Origin of the sequence: Paraburkholderia phytofirmans, assembly GCF_046028095.1 — a bacterium.
GTDB lineage: Bacteria > Pseudomonadota > Gammaproteobacteria > Burkholderiales > Burkholderiaceae > Paraburkholderia > Paraburkholderia phytofirmans_A.
The window spans coordinates 90,354-111,462 of the sequence record NZ_JAQQDJ010000008.1 but is presented as its reverse complement, the minus strand read 5'-3'; the positions used below and the strand labels follow the sequence as shown (position 1 = coordinate 111,462).

Here is a 21,109-nt window from a genome sequence, read left to right as displayed (position 1 = left end):
GACTGGCTCCTCAAACGCTCGGCGAGGACAGCGATCGCCCACCGCAGACATAGAGCGTCTGTCCCGTGATATACGACGATTCCTTTTGCGCGAAAAACAGAACCGCCTGGGCGATATCGTCGGGCGTTCCAATGCGCTGGACCGGAACCGATTTCTTCAACCGTTCCTGCAGTTCGACGTCGAACTTGCGAAACAGTGGCGTGTTCACGATTCCCGGAGCAACGGCATTCACCGTAATGCCGGCACTCGCCCATTCAAGCGCGAGACTTCTCGTGAGGCTTACCACGCCACCCTTGGCCGCCGAGTAGTTCGATTGCCCCGCGCCACCCAGCCATGCCCGCGATGAAATATTGACGATACGGCCATAGTTGGCCGGAACCATATGTTTCAAAGCCGCCCGGCAACACAGAAACTGCGATTTCAGATTGACGTTGATGACGGAATCCCACTCGTCGTCGCTCATCTTGGTGATACGTTTGTCTTTCACGATGCCGGCGTTGTTCACCAGAACATCCAGCCGGCCCAGTCGTTCGGCGACCGCATCCACTGCCCGGTTCACGGATTCGCTGCTCGTTACGTCCACCGGCATGCCCAGGACGTCGGCCCCCGCGCGCGACAGGGTTGTCGTGGCCTCCTCGAGGCTGTCGCGGTCCAGGTCGAACAAGACGATCCGTCGACCTTTCTGCGCCAAAGCCGACGCAATACCGAAGCCAATGCCCTTGGCAGCGCCGGTGATGATTGCGACTTCGGCGTCGCGACCCGTTTCAGATAAGTTCATGATGTTTACGCACGCGAAGAAATGAATGAACACGGCCGCCATGAATGCTGGCGAGCGCTCGGGCCACTCCGGTTAAAGAATAACCGACTGCGATAGATGCTATTGCCCCGTTGTTTGGCGGGCAAATCACTTTTTCGTCGAGTTCGATTGACTTTCGCTTAGCTAGTCCACGCGCGTTGCCATCACTCGTCATTCAGTTCATCAAAAGTCAATCCAGACAGCAGGAAATGTCGGTTGTAGCGCCCCACTGGTTGCCATATCGTTGAATCAGGGTGCGGCGTGTATAGCTGCCACGCGATCAATCCTGTCATCGGTCAATGAATAGACACCGAACGTTTGGGAGACTTGAATGTTGGACGGAATGAGAATTCTCGCGTGGGGCTCACGCAGCGCAGTCGAATTGAGTGCGAGTCTGCTTGGACATGCACGCGCGCAAGTGCATGTTGCAGACCCGGACTCATCGCCTTCGTTCTCAGGGTACGACGTGGTAATCGTCTCGTCTGATACGGCCAGTTTTTCAGCGCGCGCGGAGATATCGAGTCTAAAGGCTTCCGGCAACCTGATCGTCTGCGATATATCCGCTATGGGTCCCCAGAGTGCGCGAATTGGGCGCCGCTGGACGGATGAGCAGATCCAGGCGATCACGGGTCTGATGGACACGACGGGCTTCAATAGCCGGGAACCGGTGAGCATCGGTATCCCGTTCACCGAAATCTCCGCAGCGTTGTACGCTGCGGCGGCCATAGCGGCTGCATTGCGAGTTCTTCGCATGCAAGGGTTTGCACAGAACATCGACGTTTCCCTATTCGCTTGCGCGTGCAGCGCACTGACCACCTTTCTGCCGAAAGCGTTCACTCGCAGCAGCGTTGAACGTGTCGGAAACCGGCACCCTGCGTGCGCCCCGTGGAACGCGTATCGGACACTCGACGGCTGGGTTCTGATCTGTACCAGCACCGAAGCCCAGTGGCAAAAACTGAAAGACACGATCAATCAACCGGCGCTCGACGACAATCGCTTCGCGACCTTGAATGAAAGGGTCCGCAACGTAGATTCGCTCGATCCGTTTATTGAAGCCTGGTCTTCCGGATTGACTACCGATCAGTGCTGCGCCCTGTGCGAGGAAATCGGCGTGGCAGCAGGGCCCATCGTTCCTATATCGTCGCTCCATGAAGAGCCGAATTTCAAGCTCCGGCATCAGGTGGCCGCCGCACAGATTCTGGCGGGTGGAGTCGGGAAGGACACGTATGCGGCCATTACGCCGTTCCGGATATTCCCTCTGCTGCACGACGGCGAGCTTCACGCTCATGGCACCGGAACTCCGCGACGGTTGACCGCAAAATCTCTCGGTTGCATCGCAGGAATCGAAGCGCGACAAGGCCCGAGCCCAACCGGCGCATTGGCGGGCGTCCGCGTGATCGAGATTGGCCAATACACCACCGCGCCGCTCGTCGGGAAACATCTTGCGGCGCTCGGTGCGGAGGTGATCAAAGTCGAGCCGCTAGAGGGGGAAGTCGCGAGGAACTGGTCTCCCGGACAAGACGGGCTGAGCTATTTCTTTGCCCTCAACAACACCGACAAGAAAAGCATCTCGCTGGATCTGAAGCAGGCATCTCACCTGCGCTATCTCGAGGCGTTGCTCGCCACCAGCGATGTTCTCGTCGAAAACCTTCGTCCGGGAGCGCTAGCCAGACTTGGCCTGGATCGGTCCGCTTTGAAAGAGATTAATCCTGCCTTGATCTACTGCTCGATCTCGGGGTTTGGAATCGAGTCCGCCTATCCGACGCGACCTGCGTTTGATACGGTCATCCAGGCAATGAGCGGCCTGATGGATCTCACACGCGATGGTAACGGCTCTCCGGTAAAAGCAGGCGCATCGTCAGCCGATATTCTCGGCGGCCAGGCGGCCCTCCTTGCGATCGTCGCCGAACTCGTCGAACCGGCCGAAGGAAGCGGGAGATTCGTAGAAGTATCCATGCAGGACGTGGCGGCATGGAGCTGTCTCTTTGCTGCCGGCAATCCTGTTTCGAAAGGCATGACAATTGCCTGTTCGGACGGATATGTATCAGTGGAGGCAAAGAATTCCGTGGAAATCGAAGTGATTCGCAGCCAGGCAACCGACGCTCAATATGAAGCGATGAATCGCGACCTTCTGATAGCAAAACTTGAGTCACTGGGTATCGCATCCGTACCGGTGGTTCGTATGGACGAGGTAATGGACGACGCGGATTTTCTAGCGGACGTATTGAGTGTCGGCTGGGACAACGATGGGGCATTCTGGCCGCTCGTCAAAACGCCATATAGGCTGTCCCGCACGCCGGCAAAAGTTCGTACCGTTCCTGGACGCCCCGAACGCGTGATGGTGCAGTCCACTGAAAAGCCTGAATCGACAAACGAAATTTCTATCACCAATACGCAGGAGAGTTGAAAGTGGCAAAGCGAGATTCAATTCAAATCGCCGAGAAATTCTGGCGTGAAGTGTGGCAGTTGCGTAATCCAAACGCCGCCGACCATCTGGTCTCAGAAGACTTCAACGTGACGTCTGGCGGTGTGGATATCAGATCGCGCGAAGCGTTCAAAAAGTGGGTGGCAGCTTTCCTGTCGAGCATTGACGACTTTGAATTCAATGTCATCGAGACCTTCCAGAACGAGCCGGGCGACCGAGTGGTGACTCGCTGGCGTGTCTCGGGAAAGAACAAAGGTTTTATGGGTTCTGAATCTTGCGGGTCGCCGATTGACATGACGGGGACTGCAGTCCTGCACGTTGGTGAGGACGGCTTGCTGAGGCACAACTGGGTAGAGCGAAGCGCGTTGGAAGTGTTTCGGAGCCTCGCCGCAAAAAAGTCCATTGCTTGAGGCCGGATCTGCGTCGAACTATCGACGTTCGAGTGTCCTCTGATTCAGCAACCAGATCGAGGCGAAGCAGCCACTTCGCCCTGTCCTGGCGCCGCGCCATCGAATGAAGTCAACAACGGGTGAACGCTTCGCAAATCCGCGCGACTTCGCAGGAATTCGCGGTGCCGTTCACGGCTCTCTTTCTGACCTTTGGCAACGAAATTTGTCGCGCTACCCACAACTCCTCGCATACTTCCGCCTACTGCGTCGCGTAAGCGTTTTTCGCCGCGGCTGCAGCCAGCGTATCGATGTCGCGCGGACCTCGCAACGCAGAGTTCGGCGAATCGACCACCGTGGGTACGTGGTAACATTTCGTCATGCGAACGCTTCCGTCTCTCAATGCTCTGCGAGCTTTCGAAGCCGCGGGTCGACTCCTCAGCGTGCAACTGGCCGCGGAGGAATTGCATGTCACCCCCGCCGCCGTGAGCCGCCACATCAAGTTGCTCGAAGATCAGCTCGAGGTGACGCTGTTTGACCGGGGACATCGATCGATAACGCTAACGCCTATGGGCGAACGCTATCTCGTGGACATCGCTCGCGCCTTCGAGTCGATGCGCACTGCGACCGTCAATCTGACCGAGAGCCGTCGCAGGCGGCACCTCAAAATCCGCGCGTACACCACATTTTCGAGGAATTGGCTCATCCCTCGCCTTTCGTCGTTCCATCTTCAACACCCGGATATTGAAGTGATTCTGACAACGTCGCTTCACGCGGTCGATTTCAACATCGACGATGTGGACGCTGCGATACGCTTGTCCCACGCGCCATCATCGGACATTGGCTTTGATCGGCTCGTGCCGAACGAACTGGTCCCTGTGTGCAGTCCGGAATTCTTGCACGCTCATCCGGACTTGACGGACGCGACGCCGGAGGCTCTGCGCACCGTACCTTTGCTTCACTCGCTCGCTCGCCGGGAAGATTGGGCAAAGTGGCTCGATGCCGCGGGCGTAAAAGGCGTCAATCCCCTCGGCGGTCTGAGTTATGAGAGTTCGATCCTCGCGTATTTCGCGGCAACGCAAGGGCATGGCGTCGCGATAGCACAGCGTGTTCTGATCACAGAAGATCTGGATTCCGGCCGGCTCGTGATGCCCTTCTCTTTTGTTCTCGATGAAGGTGCGTTCACCTACTATCTTGTCTATCCCAAGAGCCGCATCTCGTCACCCGAATTTACTGCGTTCCGCGAGTGGCTTCTCTCGGTGGGTGGCGGGCAGACCTGATCTGCCCGCCACTCTGACTGCCCGCACCGACAACCATCGGGGTCGAGACGTACGGTACAGCACGTCTCGCCATTAAGCCGAGAGGATCGTTACGAGAGCGACGGCTGAATCACCCGCCAGTTGACCGCCGTTGTTCTCGGCGAGTGCCACTTTGGCGCCCGGACGCTGGCGGGCGCCCGCCGTTCCTCGAAGCTGCTGGGTTAATTCAACGATCTGCGCAACGCCTGTCGCCCCGAGCGGATGACCGCGGGAAAGAAGGCCGCCGCTCGGATTGACTGAGATGCGGCCACCAATATCGGTGTCACCTGAACGGATGAGTTTGGCTGCATCGCCCGGGGGACAGAGGCCGAGATTTTCGTAATGGATCAATTCGGCCGGCGCCGACGCGTCGTGAAGTTCGACCACATGGACATCGGACGGCCCGATTCCCGCTTCTTCGTAGGCCGCTCTCGCCGCTCGCACTGCAACGAGCTCACCTGACCCATCGGCTTTCGCGGACACGATCGTACTTGCGCGAATGTAGACAGGACGAATGTCGTGCTTCTTCGCATAATCTTCCGAACAAATGAAGAGTGCGGCTGCTCCATCGCCAATCGAGGAGCACATGAACAGAGTGAGTGGATTGCTGACCATGCGACTCTGCAGGACTTCCTCGATTGTCGTTTCCTTGCGGAATTGCGCGAGCGGGTTATGGGACCCGGCGCGACGGCTTTTCACCACCACCCGCGCGAAGTCGCTCGCCTCCGCACCGGTCCTTTCCATCCATTTACGAGCCTTGGCGGCATAAAGATCCATGAAGAGCGAGCCGGTACCGGCTGTCACACCTTCGGGCAGCGGTTCCTCGAGATCGACGGCCTTCGCGAATGCGCCGAATGAGACGGCCTTGTCTTCATGAGTGAGTTTCTCCGTACCGACCACCAGCGCCGTTTCGGATTGTCCGGAGGCCACTGAGAGCCACGCCAGATTAAGGGCCGAGCTACCGGATGCACAGGCATTCTCGACGTTATACATCGGCTTGCCGTCGAGCCCCGTATTGCGCAGCGACGATTGCGCGCGAATCATCTCCTGACCAGTAATAACGCCTGCCGCCGCGTTGCCGAAAAAAATCCGCTCTACGTCTTCGGCCGTCACTCGCGCGTCTTTGAGCGCGAGACCGACTGCTTCCTCCGATAGTGACTTCAGATTCCGCTCGATAAATTTACCAAACTGCGTCATACCGATACCGCCAATAACGACCTTACGCATCTCTCTCTCCATCAATTCCAGAAATGTTCCGGGAAGCACTCACTCCGAGGCACCCGTATTACTCACGCATCAATCCAGCACCTTTCCTTTCGTCTCGGGCATTACCGCGTATACGCAGAGTCCGACTGCACAAACGAGCGCGATGTAGACCCATATGTAATCCGAAAAGCCCGCGTTCGACATGGCGGTGACGATGTACGGAAGCGTTCCACCAAAAAGAGTCGCTGAGATCGCATAAGGCAACGCGACGCCAGTCGCGCGGATCTCCGCCGGAAACTGCTCGGCCATCACCGCTGCGCAAGTAGCGGTAAAGCCTGATGAAAGCAACATGCCGATCGTCACAATGACCGTGTCGGTCCAGAAATCATTCGCGAGAAAATGCAGACTCGGCCACGCGAACACGGCGGAACCGCCGGCAAACGCAATCAGAACAGGCCTGCGGCCAATTCGGTCAGAGAGCTTTCCAAGAAACGGAATCGCAAAGAGCGAAATCACGATTGAAATAACACTGGCGCTGAAGCCGTCGCGCAGCGGCAGACCGGTCCGCATATGGACGAAGGTTGGAAACAGGACAAGCCAAAGATAAACAGACAGGTTCCCTGCCATGGCGATACCGACCACACGCAACGCGGCTCGACGATGTTCGCCCACCAGCACGATGAACGGATTGCGCCGATTTCCATGGCCGACAGCTGTTTTCCTGAACGCTTCGGTTTCTGAAACGGATAGACGCACCCACAGCGCCACGAATCCCATCAGACCGGCGATCGCGAACGCAAGTCGCCACCCCCAACTTGCCATGCTTTGCTCGCTGATAGACGATGTAAGCACGTAGCCGATCATCGCCGCGACAAGAACGCCAGCGTTCACCGCAAAGTGTTGCCAGGAGCCGGTAAATCCGCGTCGTGAGGGGGCGGAGGACTCTATGAGAAAGGTGGACGCGGAACCGAATTCCCCGCCGGCGGCGAATCCCTGCACCAGTCGTGCGACAACAAGAATAATCGGCGCCACCATTCCAATCGCCGCGTATCCCGGACAGACTGCAATCACGAGGGAACTCGCGGCCATCAATGCAACTGAGAGAGCAAGACCATTCTTTCTTCCGTGACGATCAGCATAAGCGCCCAGAACCGCGCCACCGATTGGCCGCATGATAAATCCGACTGCAAATACCGCGAAGGCAGAGAGCAGCGAGACCTTTTCGTTGTGGGCTGGAAAGAAATGCCGCGAAAACAGCGAGGCGAAGGTTGCATAGATGATCCAGTCGGCAAACTCGACGATCGTGCCCAGAGTTGCGGCAGCAATCGCTTTCTTCTGTTCGCGCGTGAACGGGACCGAAGCTTCTACGATAGCGTCGGACAAGGCGGTATTCATATCTGTCTCCATCAATCCTTATTGGCAAAGCGCGTTGCTAGTCGCCGGATCATGCAAGTGGCTGCTCCACTCGCCACGCCTGGGTTAGTGGCGAGCGTATTCAGCAGCTCAGGCCGTCATTGCCGGAGTTCCTGCCGACGCCGTCCTGTCGACCTGGCACACGTAGGCATCGTAGGTTTGCCTGCGATTGCGACGCAAACTACTTTTCTTGCTGGTTGGATTGATTTTTTCTGGTGCAGCGAGGGCAGCAGAAATCAGGTGGTGCCATGGCGGCCAACGCGCTCGGTTGGGGGGCAGTCTGGTCTATCGCGCCGATTCGATGCGTCGTCGGCATGTGAGCGCCGACGCTCCGATGGATAGACTTCGAGGGTCGCCGGGGATGTGCTGGTAGTCGCTGGGAGCAAGACAGTGCGACTCGCATTCATCAAAGATAAGGCGATCTTCTTTCGCTTAAGTCAGTCACGTCCATGAACTCCGCTGCCCGCCGCGCGGGTTGCGGATCCTGATCGCTCGCGATCAACAGCGCACTCAAAAGCATGAACTAAGCGTCGAAGAGGACCTTTTTCACCTGTATCGCCTCTCCGACGCGCAGGAACACCAACAGTCACGACTGTCTCGCCGCACAACCCGTGACACCGGCAGCCGTTTGTCTGCGCCGATAGTCCGTATCGCGCGAGGCGAGCCAGTAATACAGCGGCGACGTCAGAAGCAGTCCGATAACCCACGAGAGGTCCGCACCGTCGAGATACTTCGGCACCGGACCCGCATACATCGGCGTGTTCATAAACGGAATCTGCACGACGATGCCGATCCCATAGGCGATCAGCGCCTGCGGGTTGAAGCGGCCGTAGATGCCGCCGTCCACCTGGAAGATCGACTGGATGTCGTATTTGCCCTTGTGGATCACATAGAAGTCGATCAGATTGATCGCAGTCCACGGCACCAGCACGACCAGCAACGCAAGCACGAGATCGACCAGATTGCCGACGAAATTCGTCGACGCGCCGATCGCTCCATAGCAGCACGCGAGCAGAATCGCGATCGACAGCACGGCCCGCGCTTTCGCCGTGGGAATCCAGCGATAGGCGAAGGTCTGCAGCGACGTGATGGCCGCGAGTACCGCGCCGTACAGGTTCAGCGCGTTATGGCTGATCACGCTCAGCAGGAAGAGGACGAGCATCGGCAGCCCGAGCGGTCCGGTGGCCTGCTTGACGGCGTCCATCGCATCGGCTCCGGGCGCCACCGCGAGCACGGCTACCGCGCCGAAGACGAACGCGAGCGTCGAGCCGATCGTGCAGCCGAGGTAGGTCGCCCAGAACGTCGACGCAACACGCACGTTCTCCGGCAGATAGCGCGAATAGTCGGACACGTACGGCGCGAAAGCGATTTGCCAGAGCGCCGACAGCGAAACGGTCGCGAGCCAGCCGGCGATGTTGAATCCGCCGCGCGTCAGAAAGTCATCCGTCGCGATATGCGTGAGGATATAGCCGAATCCGATGACGATGCCGATCCCAAGCACCCAGGTCCCGATGCGATTCAGGATATGGATGATCCGGTAACCGATGATCCCGATCAGCCCCGAGCCCAGCGCGCCGATCACGATGCCGACCGGAACCGGAATACCCTTTTCGATGCCATGAAGAGACTTCCCGGCGAGCACGATATTGGACGCGAAAAAACCCACGTACATCACGCCTGCGATCACGGTGACCAGCAGCGCGCCCCATGACCCGAACTGCGCGCGGCTCTGGATCATCTGCGGGATGCCCATTTGCGGACCCTGCGCCGAATGCAACGCCATCAGCACGCCGCCAACGGCCTGACCGACGACGATCGCCACGATGCCCCACAGCAAATTCAAGTGGAAGATCTGCACGCCGAGCGCGCCGGTGACAATGGGCAACGGAGCGATGTTGCCGCCGAACCATAGCGTGAACAGATCGCGCACCTTGCCATGGCGATCTTCGGGCGGCACATAACCAATGGTGTGTTTTTCGATCAATGCCGGAGCATTGTGTTCCGAAGTATTCAAGTTCGTCTCCTTCTGTTTATGTCCCATGCACAGCGGTCGACCGGAGTTGGCGCTTTAGCGCCTTACTCCAGTCCCACGTGTCCTCGATGTACACGTCTCAGGACGCGGCCGAAACGTAGTCCGCCAGCCGAGCCAGCATCGCATCGCAGTCGCGCAATTGCGCCACGGTGACGAATTCGTCCGGCTTATGCCCTTGGTCCATGCTGCCGGGTCCGCAGACCACGGTTGGAATGCCCGCTTCATCGAAGAGGCCGCCCTCGGTGCCGAATGCGACCGTGCCGTACTCAGTAGAGCCGCTGATCAGCGCCAGAAGGCGCGCCGCTTCGCTGTCGGGAGAGGTGGCCAATCCCGGATAGGCGGACAGCGATTGAAAGCGGATGTCGGTATCGGACTTCACCGCGCGCATCTTCGGTAGCAACTCAGCCGCGGCATAGGTCTCCAATTCATCCGCTACCCGGTTTGCGTCGAAGCCAGGCAGCGCGCGCACTTCGAAGTCGAACTCACATTCGGCCGGCACGATGTTGAGCGCACGACCGCCATTGATCACACCCGTCTGCACGGTCGAGAACGGCGGATCGAAGCGCTCGTCGTGATGTTCGGGCTGCGCCAGCCGCTCGCCGATCTCTTCCAGACGGCCGATCATCCGCGCCGCGTATTGAATGGCGTTGACGCCATAGGGCGCATAAGCCGAATGGCAAGGCGCGCCTTTCACCTGACAGCGCATTGCCAGCTTGCCCTTATGCCCCAGCACCGGCTTAAGTTCAGTCGGCTCGCCGATCAGGCACAGCGCCGGCTTGTGCGCACGCTGCGCCAATTCCGCCAGCATCGGCCGCACCCCGAGGCATCCGACTTCTTCGTCGTACGAAAAAGCGAGGTGCACCGGCAGTTTCAATTCGCGCTCGCGCAACCCGGGCACCGCCGCCAGCACCGAAGCGATATATCCCTTCATGTCGGCCGTGCCGCGGCCATATAACCGCCCGTCACGCTCAGTGAGACGGAACGGATCGACGGTCCATGCCTGGCCATCGACGGGCACCACGTCGGTATGGCCGGACAGCACGATGCCGCCGCGTTCGCGCGGACCGATGGTCGCGAACAGATTCGCCTTGGTGCGCTCGGCGTTGTAGAACAGCTCGCTCTCGACACCGAGTTCATCGAGGTAACGTCGAATGAATTCGATCATGTCGAGATTGGAGTCGCGGCTGACCGTGGCGAAGCCGATCAGCCGTTCGAGCAGCGCGCGGCTGGAGCGGTCATTCATTGCCGGGCACTCCGTAGCTCGGCGCGGCGGTCGGATTCAACGCCCGGGTCAGGTAGTCCTGCATCTGCGGCCGGTACACTTGCCACAGGCCGTCGAGCTGGCCTATGGGATCGTCATCCGCCCAATCGACCCGCAAATCGACGATCGGCCAGCTCACGTCGCCCACGATCTTGAGCGCCGCCGAATGCACGGGTCCAGCTTCGCCGCCGGCGGCCATCGCGGCATGCATGCCCGCGAGCAGTCGATCGGCAAGCCTGCCAGTTGCCTGCTCAAATGCCGGAAGCATGGCTTCGATCACTTCGACGCCCGCGAGCATATTGCCCGCCGCCACACATTGCTTGCCGGCGACGGCGTGATACGTGCCCAGCGCTTGCTTGCCGCTATAGAACGCCGTGCGGCCCTGCGCATCGATCACGGTAACCTGGCGGTACTCGCTCCACTCGCTCGCGCCGCGCACGCGTTCCAATGCCGCGGTGGGATCGATCTGCTCGTGCTCCAGAAGGTCGAGAATCTGCGGCCCTAGCGCGGGCAGCGTGATGTTTTGCGTCGCCACTGCCCCCACGCCTGCGCGCACCCATGGGCACCGAGCGCCCACCGCGATGCTGGACGAACTGATCGCGATTCCAAGCTGCCCGGTTTCGGGGCAACGTCCGACGATTGAGAATGTCATGTCCCGCTCCTTAGGCTTGCGGCGGCGTCCACCCGTCCGGAATCACCGCGACAACGTCGATCTCCATCAACCACTGCGGCTGACCCAACGCGACCACCACCAGGCCGGTCGAAATAGGAAACACGCCCTTCAACCACTTGCCGACTTCCTGATAGACCGGCTCGCGATAGCGGACGTCAGTCAGGAACGTCGTCGTCTTGACGATGTGAGACAGGTCGCTGCCCGCTTCTTCCAGCAACTGTTTGACGTTCTTCATCGCCTGCTCGGCCTGGGCGCGCGGATCGCCGATGCCGACCAGGCGGCCGTCGAAATCCGTACCCACCTGACCGCGCACATAGACCGTGTTGCCGGCGCGCACGGCCTGGCAAAGATCGTTGTCGAGCGTCTGGTTCGGATACGTGTCCTTCGTGTTGAACATGCGGATACGGGTATGCGTAGGCTGGTTCATCAATGCACCTGAATGTTAGGAAGAAATGGATCGCGGACTAGAGAGGTGTACGCATCAACTCACGCCCATCTCGCTGACTTTGTGGACGCGTGAACCGGTGGAGGTGTTTTCAACGCTTTCCTCGCCGTGGCTCTGTGCCTGCTGTTGCGCGTCGCCGTAATAAGCGGCGTATTTGCGCTGCGTGACGATGTGATCGGCAATGTGCTTCGCGTCGTGCCACACGCCCCAGATGAAGGCGGAGCCACGGCGCGACAGCCAGGGCAGACCGAGGAAATAAATGCCAGGCTCTTTCGATACGCCACGCTGATGTTTCGGCTTACCCTTTTCATCGAACGCGTCGACGTTCAACCAGCTGAAATCGACGGCATACCCGGTCGCCCAGACAATCGACGTCACGCCGGCCTTCGCCAGATCGAGATCGTGCAACGGGTGCGTGACGCATTCCGGATCCGCAGGAATGACGCGCGCTTCGGGTTCTTCGGGAAGATCGAGACCGTTGCGCTCGGCGTAGGCGTCGGCGGCGTCGAGCAGCGACAGATAGTTTTCGTCGCCGCGCGCGATGTTCTCCGCGAGATCCGCTTCCAAGCTCACCACGCCGTCATCGAATGATTTCGTCAGACCCACGAGCGTGATGCCCTGATTCGCGAGCCGCCGGAAGTCCACCGTATGGCCGCCACGCGCACCGCTCACCGCAATCGTGACGTGCTCCCTGCCCGGCTTCATGACTTCTGCATCCCATTCGCCGAGCACGCCGAGCCACCAGCAAAAGTCGCGGCCGCGATAGGCGCGCGGCGGACGATCGTGCGCGCCGACCGACAGATAGACGCGCTTGCCCGCGCGTTGCAACTCGTCCGCGATCTGCACGCCCGACGATCCCGCGCCTACCACCAGCACGCCGCCTTCGGGCAATTGAGCGGGATTGCGATAGTCGGCGGAATGAATCTGCGTAAGACTCCGATCTTGCGGCGCGATGGGTGGAATGACCGCGCGCTGGAAAGGCCCGGTTGCGACCACCACACGATCGGCCTCGATCGTGCCTTCCGAGGTTTCGACGGTAAAACCCTGCCGTCCCGCATTGCGCACGACCTTCTTCACTTCCACTCCGGTGCGGATCGGCGCGTCGAATTTCTTCGCATAGGCGACGAAATAATCCGCGACCTGGTCCTTCGAAGCGAATGCGTTCGGGTCGAAGTCCGCGAACTCGAGATTGGGAAAACGATCGTGCCACGCGGGGCCATTGGCAACCAGCGAATCCCAGCGTCCCGTGCGCCAGCGCTCGGCGATACGGTCGCGTTCCAGCACGAGATGCGGCACGCCAAGCTTGCTCAGATGTTCGCTGATGGCGACGCCGGCCTGACCGGCGCCGACTACGAGCGTGTCGATTGACGTTGTTTCCACTGTCATGGCTGTGTCCTTCTAGAAAAGGCTGATATTTCGATTCGATCGCGGCATCGCGGCTTTTGAGCGCTCGCGATCGTTGCGGACCCGGCAGTGCTTTCCGACAGTGCGTTGCCGCCCTGGTCCGTTTGTCTCATCTGTTTGTCTCTCGTGAAAATCTACGCGCCCGTTCAGAATTTGAAAAATATATTTAAAAAATGCATCGCATCGGATTTACCTATGCAAGGCTTTTTGATCGCTTCACAATGCGGCCCATTGGAGACCTGTACACGGAGCGTCGTAGATGGAGAGTCAACCGTTGCGCTACTCGTTGCGCCAGTTGCGCTATTTCGTGGTCACTGCGGAAGTACTGTCTTTCACTGCCGCCGCGAAACGCCTGCACATCTCACAGCCGTCGATCTCGACGGCGCTCGCGGATCTCGAAGTGTCGTTCGGCGTGCAACTCTTTATCCGGCATCACGCGAGCGGTCTGTCGCTCACGCAAGCCGGACGCGATCTGCTCGGGCAAGCGCGCAATCTTCTGAAGTTTGCGGAGGAGTTGCAGACGACCGCGAAGGAAATGGACGGCGGCATGACGGGCGCCATCACGCTCGGCTGCATGGTCTCGCTCGCGCCACCGCTGATGCCGCGACTCATTAGCCGCTTCATCGACGAGCACGCGGGCATCTCGTTTCGCACGGTGGAGGCGCATCAGGACGGCCTCCTGCGCGGCCTGCACGACGGCTCGCTCGACATTGCCCTTACCTACAGCCTCGACCTGACTGAAGACATCGCCTTCACGCCGCTGCTCTCGCTGCCGCCTTATGCGATCCTGCCGAGGACGCACCGTCTGGCACGCGCTCGCAAGGTATCGCTCGCCGACCTCCTGCCCGAGCCTTATGTGATGCTCGACCTGCCGCACAGCCGCGAGTACTTCGCCGCACTCTTCGATGCGGTGGGCAGCCGTCCCGTGCCCGCGTTCCGTTCCTCGCAACCGGAGGTCGTGCGCGGTATGGTGGCCAACGGTCTCGGCTATAGCCTGCTGAACTTTCCGCTCAAATCGAATCGCACCGTGGATGGCGAAGAGTTCGTCATTAAGCGTTTCAAAGACAACGTCAATGCAACGATGCTCGGCATCGCGCAATCGCGCACCATGAAGCCGCGCCAGGTGGTGCATCGCTTCGCGTCGTTCTGCGAGACCTATATCCAGAGGCTGCATTTCGACGCATGATGAGGAAAGAGCGATTGCCTGCTTCAAGCCCACGCACGCTGCATAGGCAAAAGCTTTGCTTTGTATCTGAAAACAATATTTTGGCTTGCAATTTGGCTTGATAGATTGGTGTCCATGTTGAGCGCCAAGCCGTACAAGTCTCGCGTTGACGCGCTCTCACCGTGACGAATCAAGGGGACACCATGGCCAACCCGGCAAGGACGATCGCAGTGCAAGCACTTGTCGACGAGCTGCAAGCGGGTTGCGAACGGCCATTCGGCGATGCGCATGCAATGCCGCCCGGCGTCTATACGTCGCCCGAATTCCTCACACTGGAAGAGCGCGCTATATTCGAACGTGAATGGCAATGCGTCGGCCGCGCCAGTGCGCTCAAGGTGCCTGGCGATTACATGACGGCGCGGATCGGCGCGCAACCTGTCGTCGTATTGCGCGACGAACAGATGCAACTCAAGGCGATGTCGAACGTGTGCCTGCATCGCATGTCGGTGCTGCTCGAAGGACGCGGCAACGTGCGCCGCATCGTCTGCCCGTATCACGCCTGGAACTATTCGCTGGACGGCGCGCTGCAAGGCGCACCGCTCATGGATCGGCAAGAGAGTTTCTGCAAGGAAAGCTATCGGCTGCCCAACGTGCGCTGCGAAGAATGGCAAGGCTGGATCTACGTGACGCTCGACGAAAACGCGCCACCCGTTCATGTGCAGCTTGCTTCATTGAACGAGCTTATCGGCGCATACGGCATGTCGGACTACATCGAGACCTTCCATGAAGAGCACGTGTGGAACACGAACTGGAAGATCCTCGCGGAAAACTTCATGGAAAGCTATCACCTGCCCATGCTGCATCGCGCGACGGTAGGACCGCATTCGCGGCTCGAGGAAATGGAATGCCCGCCGGGCTATCCCGCCTTCAACTATCACTGGATTACGAAGGAAGCGTCCTTGCCGATCGGCAACGCGCATCCGGACAACACGCGCCTCACGGGACACTGGCGCAAGACCACGGCGCTGCTCGCGATCTACCCCACGCATCTCGTCACGCTCACGCCGGGTTACTTCTGGTATCTCGTGCTGCAGCCGCAAGGTGTGGAGCACGTACATATCCGCTTCGGCGGCGGGCTCGCACCTGAGTTCATCGCCGATCCCGAGGCCAACGCGCATATGACGACGCTGAAGAAGCTGCTCGACGAAGTGAACGCGGAAGACAAGCGCGGCGTGGAAGCCGTGTTTCGCGGCGTGCATGCGCCGCTCGCGAAGCCCGGTCACCTGAGCCATCTCGAACGTCCCAACTATGATTTCGCGCGCTATATCGCCGGCAAGATCGGCACGGCGCAGACCGGCACGCATTGATTACGACGCACCATCGACAGGACGCGATCACGATGTCAAACCCTTCCTTCATTTCGTTCTCGGGCGTGAGCAAATCGTACGACGGCGCCCAATACGTCGTCGACGACTTGAACCTCGACGTGCGCAAGGGAGAATTCCTGTCGCTGCTCGGCCCGTCCGGCTCGGGCAAGACGACCACGCTCATGATGCTCGCGGGATTTGAATCGCCCACGCACGGCGAGATTCGCCTCGACGGCCGTCGGCTCGACGACAAGCCGCCGCATCAGCGTGATATCGGCATGGTGTTTCAGAACTACGCGCTCTTTCCCCATCTGACGATTGCGGAGAACGTTGCGTTTCCGCTCTCCGTGCGGCGCGTGAGCCGTGCCGAGCAGAAAAAGCGCGTGCAGCGCGCGCTCGAAATGATCGAGCTGCCGCATCTGGCGAACCGGCGTCCCGCGCAACTCTCCGGCGGACAGCAGCAGCGCGTGGCGCTCGCGCGCGCGCTCGTGTTCGAGCCGAGCGTCGTGCTGATGGACGAGCCGCTCGGCGCGCTCGACAAGCGCCTGCGCGAAACCATGCAATACGAAATCATGCGCCTGCATCGCGAGTTGTCGCTGACGATTGTCTACGTGACGCACGATCAGGCCGAAGCGCTGACCATGTCGGACCGCGTCGCCGTGTTCTCCGACGGCCGGATCCAGCAAGCCGCCACGCCGAGCGAACTGTACGAGAACGCGCAGAACGCCTTCGTCGCGAACTTCGTCGGCGAGAACAATGGTTTGACCGGGCGCGTGGTCAGTGTGGGCGAGGACTGGGCGACGCTCGCGCTGTCGGACGGCAGCGTCATTCGCGGCCGCAGCGAACCCGGCCTGCGCGCCGGCGACGAAGCGATGCTTGCGCTGCGCCCCGAGCGCGCGCATATCCCGAGCGCCGAAGGCGCGCAAGTCGACGAACACAGCAACGTGGTGCGCGCACATGTCCAGGAACTGGTGTATTGCGGCGATCATCACCGCGTGCATCTCGCGCTCGGTTCGCGCGATTCCTTCGTCGTGAAAGTGCCCAATACGCAGCGCCATGCGCTGCCATCGCCCGGCAGCGAAATCGAAGTTGCATGGCGCCACGACGACTGCAAGATTCTCGCGATGAGCGTGCCGCGTAGCGCGCCCGTGATCCCCGCATCCACCCCGCTCTCACCCTCCATCATCACGACCGCACCTGCAGGAGCCAACTAAAATGCGCACTCTCATCAAAACACAAAACGTCGCACTCGCAGTACTCGCCGCAGCCGCTTTGACCACCGTAACCACCCAGGCAGCGGAGACGCTTTCCGTCGTGACCTTCGGCGGTGCATACGAAGCGGCGGCCAAGAAGGCCTATTTCGAACCGTTCACCCAGGCCACCGGCATCGGCTTCTCGACCGAATCGTACGACGGCGGCCTCGCGAAGCTCTCCGCGATGGAGCAGGCGAAGAACACCACGTGGGACCTGATCGACCTCGAAACGAACGATGCGATCACCGCCTGCGACGAAGGCCTCCTGCAGAAGTTCGACAAGAAGACGATCGGCAAGACGAGCGACTTCATCCCCGGCACGATCAGCGATTGCGCGGTGGCGAGCATGGTCTGGTCCACGGTCTACGCGTACGACGCGAGCAAGCTCAAGACCGCCCCGACCACCGTCAACGACTTCTTCGATCTGCAGAAATTCCCGGGCAAGCGCGGCCTGCGCAAATCGCCGAAGGTCACGATGGAATGGGCGTTGATTGCGGACGGCGTCGATCCCAAGGATGTCTACAAAGTGCTCGGCACGCCCGCCGGCGTGGATCGCGCGTTCAAGAAGCTCGACACGATCAAGCCGAACATCGTGTGGTGGGAGTCGGGCGCCCAGGCGCCGCAGTTGCTCGCGGACGGCGCGGTCGTGATGACGCAGGCCTACAACGGCCGCATTTCCGACGCCGCGAAGAAGGACAACAAGCCGTTCAAGACCGTATGGGACGCACAGGTCTACGACTTCGACTGGTGGGCCGTTCCGACCGGCGCGAAGCACGCCGACGCCGCCGCGAAGTTCATCGCCTCCGCTTCACAGCCGAAGGCGTATGCGGATCTGTCGAAGTACATCGCCTATGCGCCGCCGCGCAAGGACGCGATCGCGCTGATCGACAAGCAGCGCCTCGCCGATCTGCCGACCGCGCCCGACAACTTCAAGCGCGCCTTGCAGATCAACGCGAACTTCTGGGCCGACAACGCGGACCAGATCAACAAGCGCTTCCAGGTGTGGCTGACGCAGTAACACAACCGTCCGACGAGAGCCCGACTTGACTACTCACATGCCCGCTTCGGCCCGCGCCACGGCCCCGGGCTCTCCGACGAGAGCCGACGGCCGCGCGTCGTTTGAAAAGGCGCGCCGCCGCGCATCGGTGCAGGCGCTGTTGCTCGCGCTGCCGCTGATCGTGTTTCTGCTGTCGACGTTCATCGCGCCGATCGCGCTCCTGCTCGCGCGCAGCGTACAGAACCACGAAGTGCCCGACAGCATGCCCACGCTCACGCGTGCGCTCGATGCCTGGGACGGGCGCGGCGTGCCGGACGAGCAGATGTTCGCCCTGCTCGCCGCGGGGCTCAGGGAAGCGCAGCAAAGCGGCCAGCTCGGCACGGTCGCGCGGCGGCTGAACTTCGATCAGGCCGAGTTCCGCAGCCTGTTGATGCGCACCGCGCGTCAGTTGCCCGCCGATGCACCGCCTGCGTGGAAACCGGCGCTCATCGAACTCGACCCACGCTGGGATTCGCCGGAAATCTGGCGCCTGCTGAAGCGCGCCGCCTCGTCGCCGACGCCCGACTATCTGCTCGCGGCCGTCGATGCGCATGTGACACCGCAAGGAGCGGTCGCGTCCGTGCCGGACAACGCATCGGTGTATCGGCAGGCATTCGTGCGCACGATCTCGATCAGCGCCACGGTCACGCTGCTGTGCCTCCTGCTCGGCTATCCTGTCGCATGGCTGCTCGCGAACCTGCCCGCGAAAAGCAGCAACCACCTGATGCTCTTCGTGATCGTACCGTTCTGGACCTCGCTGCTCGTGCGCACGACCGCGTGGTACGTTTTGCTGCAACCGGGCGGCGTCATCAACAGCCTGCTGATGGGTCTCGGTCTCACCACCCATCCATTGCCGCTCGTCTTCAACCGCGCGGGCGTGCTCATCGGCATGACGCATGTGCTCCTGCCGTACATGATTCTCGCAATCTATTCGGTAATGAAGAGCGTATCGCCCGTGTACGTTAGGGCCGCGCAATCGCTCGGCGCGCACCCGTTCACCGCGTTCGTGCGGATCTACATTCCGCAGACGCTGCCCGGCGTGGGAGCGGGCTGCTTCCTCGTGTTCGTGCTCGCGCTCGGCTACTACATCACACCCGCGCTGCTCGGCGGCGCCGGCGACGAGATGATCAGCCAGCTCATCGCGATACAGACCAACACGCAACTCAACTGGGGCCTCGCCGGTGCGCTCTCGGCGTATCTCGTGATCTTCACGGCGATTTTCTATTTCCTGTTCAACCGCATCGTCGGCATCGACCGCCTGCGCTTCGGTTAAACACGCTGACACGACCAGAGAACGACATGCAAGAACAACGCAACAAGGTGCTGACGGAACGCGTCGCCGCGCGCTGGGTACGGCTGCATACAGCGCTTGTGCTGTTCTTCCTGATCGCGCCAATTCTTGCGATCATCCCGCTCTCGTTCAATTCAGGCTCGTACTTCTCGTACCCGTTGCAGGGTGTTTCGCTGCGCTGGTATGAGCAGGCGCTCACGAGCGCGGACTGGCAGCGATCGCTGCTGAACAGCATCGGCATCGGCGCGGCATCGACGCTGATCGCCACATGTCTCGGCACGCTGGCCGCTCTGGGCATTTCGCGCACGCAGTTTCCGCTGCGCTCGCTGATCATGCCGATCCTGATCTCGCCGATGATCGTGCCGATCGTGGTTGTGGCCGCGGGCTTCTATCTGATCTTCGCGCCGCTCGGCCTCGTGAACTCGTATCCCGGCGTGGTGCTGGCGCATGCGGCGCTCGGCACGCCGTTCGTCGTGATCACGGTGACGGCATCGCTGCTTTCGTTCGATCAGAGTCTGCTGCGCGCCGCCTCCGGACTCGGGGCGACGCCCTGGATCACATTCAGGCGCGTGACCTTACCGCTCATCACGCCGGCGGTCGCGACCGGCAGCGTCTTCGCTTTCGCGACCTCGTTCGACGAAGTCATCGTCATTCTGTTCATTGGCGGCCCGGATCAAAGAACCGTGCCGCGGCAGATGTGGAGCGGGATTCGCGACTCGATCGATCCGTCGATCCTCGCGGTGGCGACGATGCTGATCGTGTTCGCCGTGCTGCTCTTCGCGAGCATTAACTGGTTGCACGGGAGCCGGGTACGGCACTAACGAAACAACGGGTCTTGGTGCCTCGCGATATCTGTCGTCGGCGTGGGCGCAAGCCGCTCGCCCTCCTTACCTCTTGATGCACCGCGAAAGCGTACCCGCGCAATCAATGGTAGGTCGTCGTAGACGACTGCAGCTTCGTCAGCACGCCGCCTTTGAATCTGAACCAGCCTTGCGAGCTTTGCATCACGACTTCATCGCCTTGCCAGAACACGCGCTTGACCGTCATGCGCTTCCCCGAGCGCTGCACGAGTGGCGGACGATGGCGAAAGTCGTACAGCACCGGACCGGAATCAGTCTGCACGAGCATGCGCGTGACGTTGTCGCTTGCGTTACCGACCTCATCGAAATGCGTGAGCGCGTTCGCGCCGAAGCGATCGAATACTTCCTTATCGAGCATCCCCACGAAATCGCGGTCGGCGCGCACGAATTCCAGTGCGCCCGAAGGCGTGGCGAGCGGGCCGGGCGCGTTGCTCTGCGCATGGACAGAGGTCACGAAAGAGATGGCTGCGAGTGAAGCGAGGAATAGTGGTCTCATGTTTTCTTTTGGATTCAGTGGCATTTCCGACGGCGGAGTACGACCTGCAATCGTACCTTGGGAACAATGTCGTCAATTCTGACCGACACGTTGAAGGTCTGCAACTGGACGACCATCGGCGCTCGCTCGTCACGGCACTATGCGCGGACCTATGCAATGCGATTGCGTAACGGCGCGCCGCCCCTTTCCCGCTAAGCAAACACGCTCCCCTGCGCGCGCCACGATATGCTAACTTAGCGCGGCCGGGCGCCAATCTCCAATCGCGTCGAACCACTGCTTACTCCAAGGCTGTAGTTTTTCCA

Annotated in this window: 18 protein-coding genes; 9 read left to right on the top strand and 9 right to left on the bottom strand. The window is 60.5% G+C overall.

Annotated elements, in window-relative coordinates; translation table 11 throughout:
• Positions 1-10: 10 nt before the first annotated feature.
• On the bottom strand, positions 11-778 hold the full coding sequence (locus PQR54_RS22425; protein ID WP_408249916.1) for an SDR family NAD(P)-dependent oxidoreductase: 768 nt from the start codon (positions 776-778) through the stop codon (positions 11-13).
• A gap of 349 nt (positions 779-1,127) precedes the next feature.
• Here PQR54_RS22425 and PQR54_RS22420 point away from each other — a divergent pair, with 349 nt between their 5' ends.
• The 3 genes from PQR54_RS22420 (at position 1,128) to gcvA (ending at position 4,887) form a co-directional block, all read left to right on the top strand.
• Positions 1,128-3,203 (top strand): CaiB/BaiF CoA-transferase family protein, encoded by a 2,076-nt coding sequence (locus PQR54_RS22420; RefSeq protein ID WP_408249447.1) that lies wholly within the window; start codon positions 1,128-1,130, stop codon positions 3,201-3,203.
• A gap of 2 nt (positions 3,204-3,205) precedes the next feature.
• Positions 3,206-3,631, top strand: a complete 426-nt coding sequence (locus PQR54_RS22415) for an ester cyclase (RefSeq protein WP_408249445.1) — start codon at positions 3,206-3,208, stop codon at positions 3,629-3,631.
• Between the two features lie 356 nt (positions 3,632-3,987).
• Positions 3,988-4,887 carry a transcriptional regulator GcvA gene (gene gcvA / locus PQR54_RS22410; protein WP_408249444.1) on the top strand — a complete coding sequence of 300 codons (900 nt, stop codon included), beginning with the start codon at positions 3,988-3,990 and terminating at the stop codon, positions 4,885-4,887.
• Positions 4,888-4,959: 72 nt separating this feature from the next.
• On the opposite strand, the gene PQR54_RS22405 is transcribed toward gcvA, so the two are convergent.
• The 7 genes from PQR54_RS22405 to PQR54_RS22375 form a co-directional block, all read right to left on the bottom strand.
• Complete coding sequence (locus PQR54_RS22405; RefSeq protein WP_408249442.1) at positions 4,960-6,132, bottom strand: thiolase family protein; 1,173 nt, start codon at positions 6,130-6,132, stop codon at positions 4,960-4,962.
• A gap of 69 nt (positions 6,133-6,201) precedes the next feature.
• Entirely contained in the window at positions 6,202-7,506 is a 1,305-nt protein-coding gene (locus PQR54_RS22400; protein WP_408249440.1) for an MFS transporter, read from the bottom strand.
• Positions 7,507-8,110: 604 nt separating this feature from the next.
• A complete protein-coding gene (locus PQR54_RS22395; RefSeq protein ID WP_408249438.1) occupies positions 8,111-9,565 on the bottom strand; it encodes a purine-cytosine permease family protein in 1,455 nt (484 codons plus the stop codon).
• Between the two features lie 70 nt (positions 9,566-9,635).
• Positions 9,636-10,799, bottom strand: a complete 1,164-nt coding sequence (gene argE, locus PQR54_RS22390; RefSeq protein ID WP_408249436.1) for an acetylornithine deacetylase — start codon at positions 10,797-10,799, stop codon at positions 9,636-9,638.
• Entirely contained in the window at positions 10,792-11,469 is a 678-nt protein-coding gene (locus PQR54_RS22385; RefSeq protein WP_408249434.1) for a DUF1028 domain-containing protein, read from the bottom strand. Before PQR54_RS22385 ends, argE begins: the two co-directional genes overlap by 8 nt.
• A gap of 10 nt (positions 11,470-11,479) precedes the next feature.
• Positions 11,480-11,917 carry a RidA family protein gene (locus PQR54_RS22380; protein ID WP_106285539.1) on the bottom strand — a complete coding sequence of 146 codons (438 nt, stop codon included), beginning with the start codon at positions 11,915-11,917 and terminating at the stop codon, positions 11,480-11,482.
• Between the two features lie 54 nt (positions 11,918-11,971).
• Entirely contained in the window at positions 11,972-13,321 is a 1,350-nt protein-coding gene (locus PQR54_RS22375; RefSeq protein WP_408249432.1) for a flavin-containing monooxygenase, read from the bottom strand.
• A gap of 277 nt (positions 13,322-13,598) precedes the next feature.
• Here PQR54_RS22375 and PQR54_RS22370 point away from each other — a divergent pair, with 277 nt between their 5' ends.
• The 6 genes from PQR54_RS22370 (at position 13,599) to PQR54_RS22345 (ending at position 20,272) form a co-directional block, all read left to right on the top strand.
• Positions 13,599-14,525, top strand: a complete 927-nt coding sequence (locus tag PQR54_RS22370) for a LysR family transcriptional regulator (protein WP_106313663.1) — start codon at positions 13,599-13,601, stop codon at positions 14,523-14,525.
• A gap of 182 nt (positions 14,526-14,707) precedes the next feature.
• Positions 14,708-15,871, top strand: a complete 1,164-nt coding sequence (locus PQR54_RS22365) for an SRPBCC family protein (RefSeq protein ID WP_408249430.1) — start codon at positions 14,708-14,710, stop codon at positions 15,869-15,871.
• Positions 15,872-15,903: 32 nt separating this feature from the next.
• Positions 15,904-17,085 carry an ABC transporter ATP-binding protein gene (locus PQR54_RS22360; protein ID WP_408249428.1) on the top strand — a complete coding sequence of 394 codons (1,182 nt, stop codon included), beginning with the start codon at positions 15,904-15,906 and terminating at the stop codon, positions 17,083-17,085.
• A 1-nt stretch (position 17,086) separates the two neighbouring features.
• Entirely contained in the window at positions 17,087-18,142 is a 1,056-nt protein-coding gene (locus tag PQR54_RS22355) for an ABC transporter substrate-binding protein (protein WP_408249426.1), read from the top strand.
• A 37-nt stretch (positions 18,143-18,179) separates the two neighbouring features.
• Positions 18,180-19,433 (top strand): ABC transporter permease, encoded by a 1,254-nt coding sequence (locus tag PQR54_RS22350; protein WP_408249914.1) that lies wholly within the window; start codon positions 18,180-18,182, stop codon positions 19,431-19,433.
• 26 nt (positions 19,434-19,459) lie between these two features.
• Positions 19,460-20,272: an ABC transporter permease gene (locus tag PQR54_RS22345; protein WP_408249424.1), complete on the top strand. Its 813-nt coding sequence runs from the start codon at positions 19,460-19,462 to the stop codon at positions 20,270-20,272.
• A gap of 103 nt (positions 20,273-20,375) precedes the next feature.
• Here the strand turns inward: PQR54_RS22345 and PQR54_RS22340 are convergent, their stop codons facing one another.
• Positions 20,376-20,807, bottom strand: a complete 432-nt coding sequence (locus tag PQR54_RS22340) for a hypothetical protein (protein WP_408249422.1) — start codon at positions 20,805-20,807, stop codon at positions 20,376-20,378.
• Positions 20,808-21,109 lie beyond the last annotated feature (302 nt).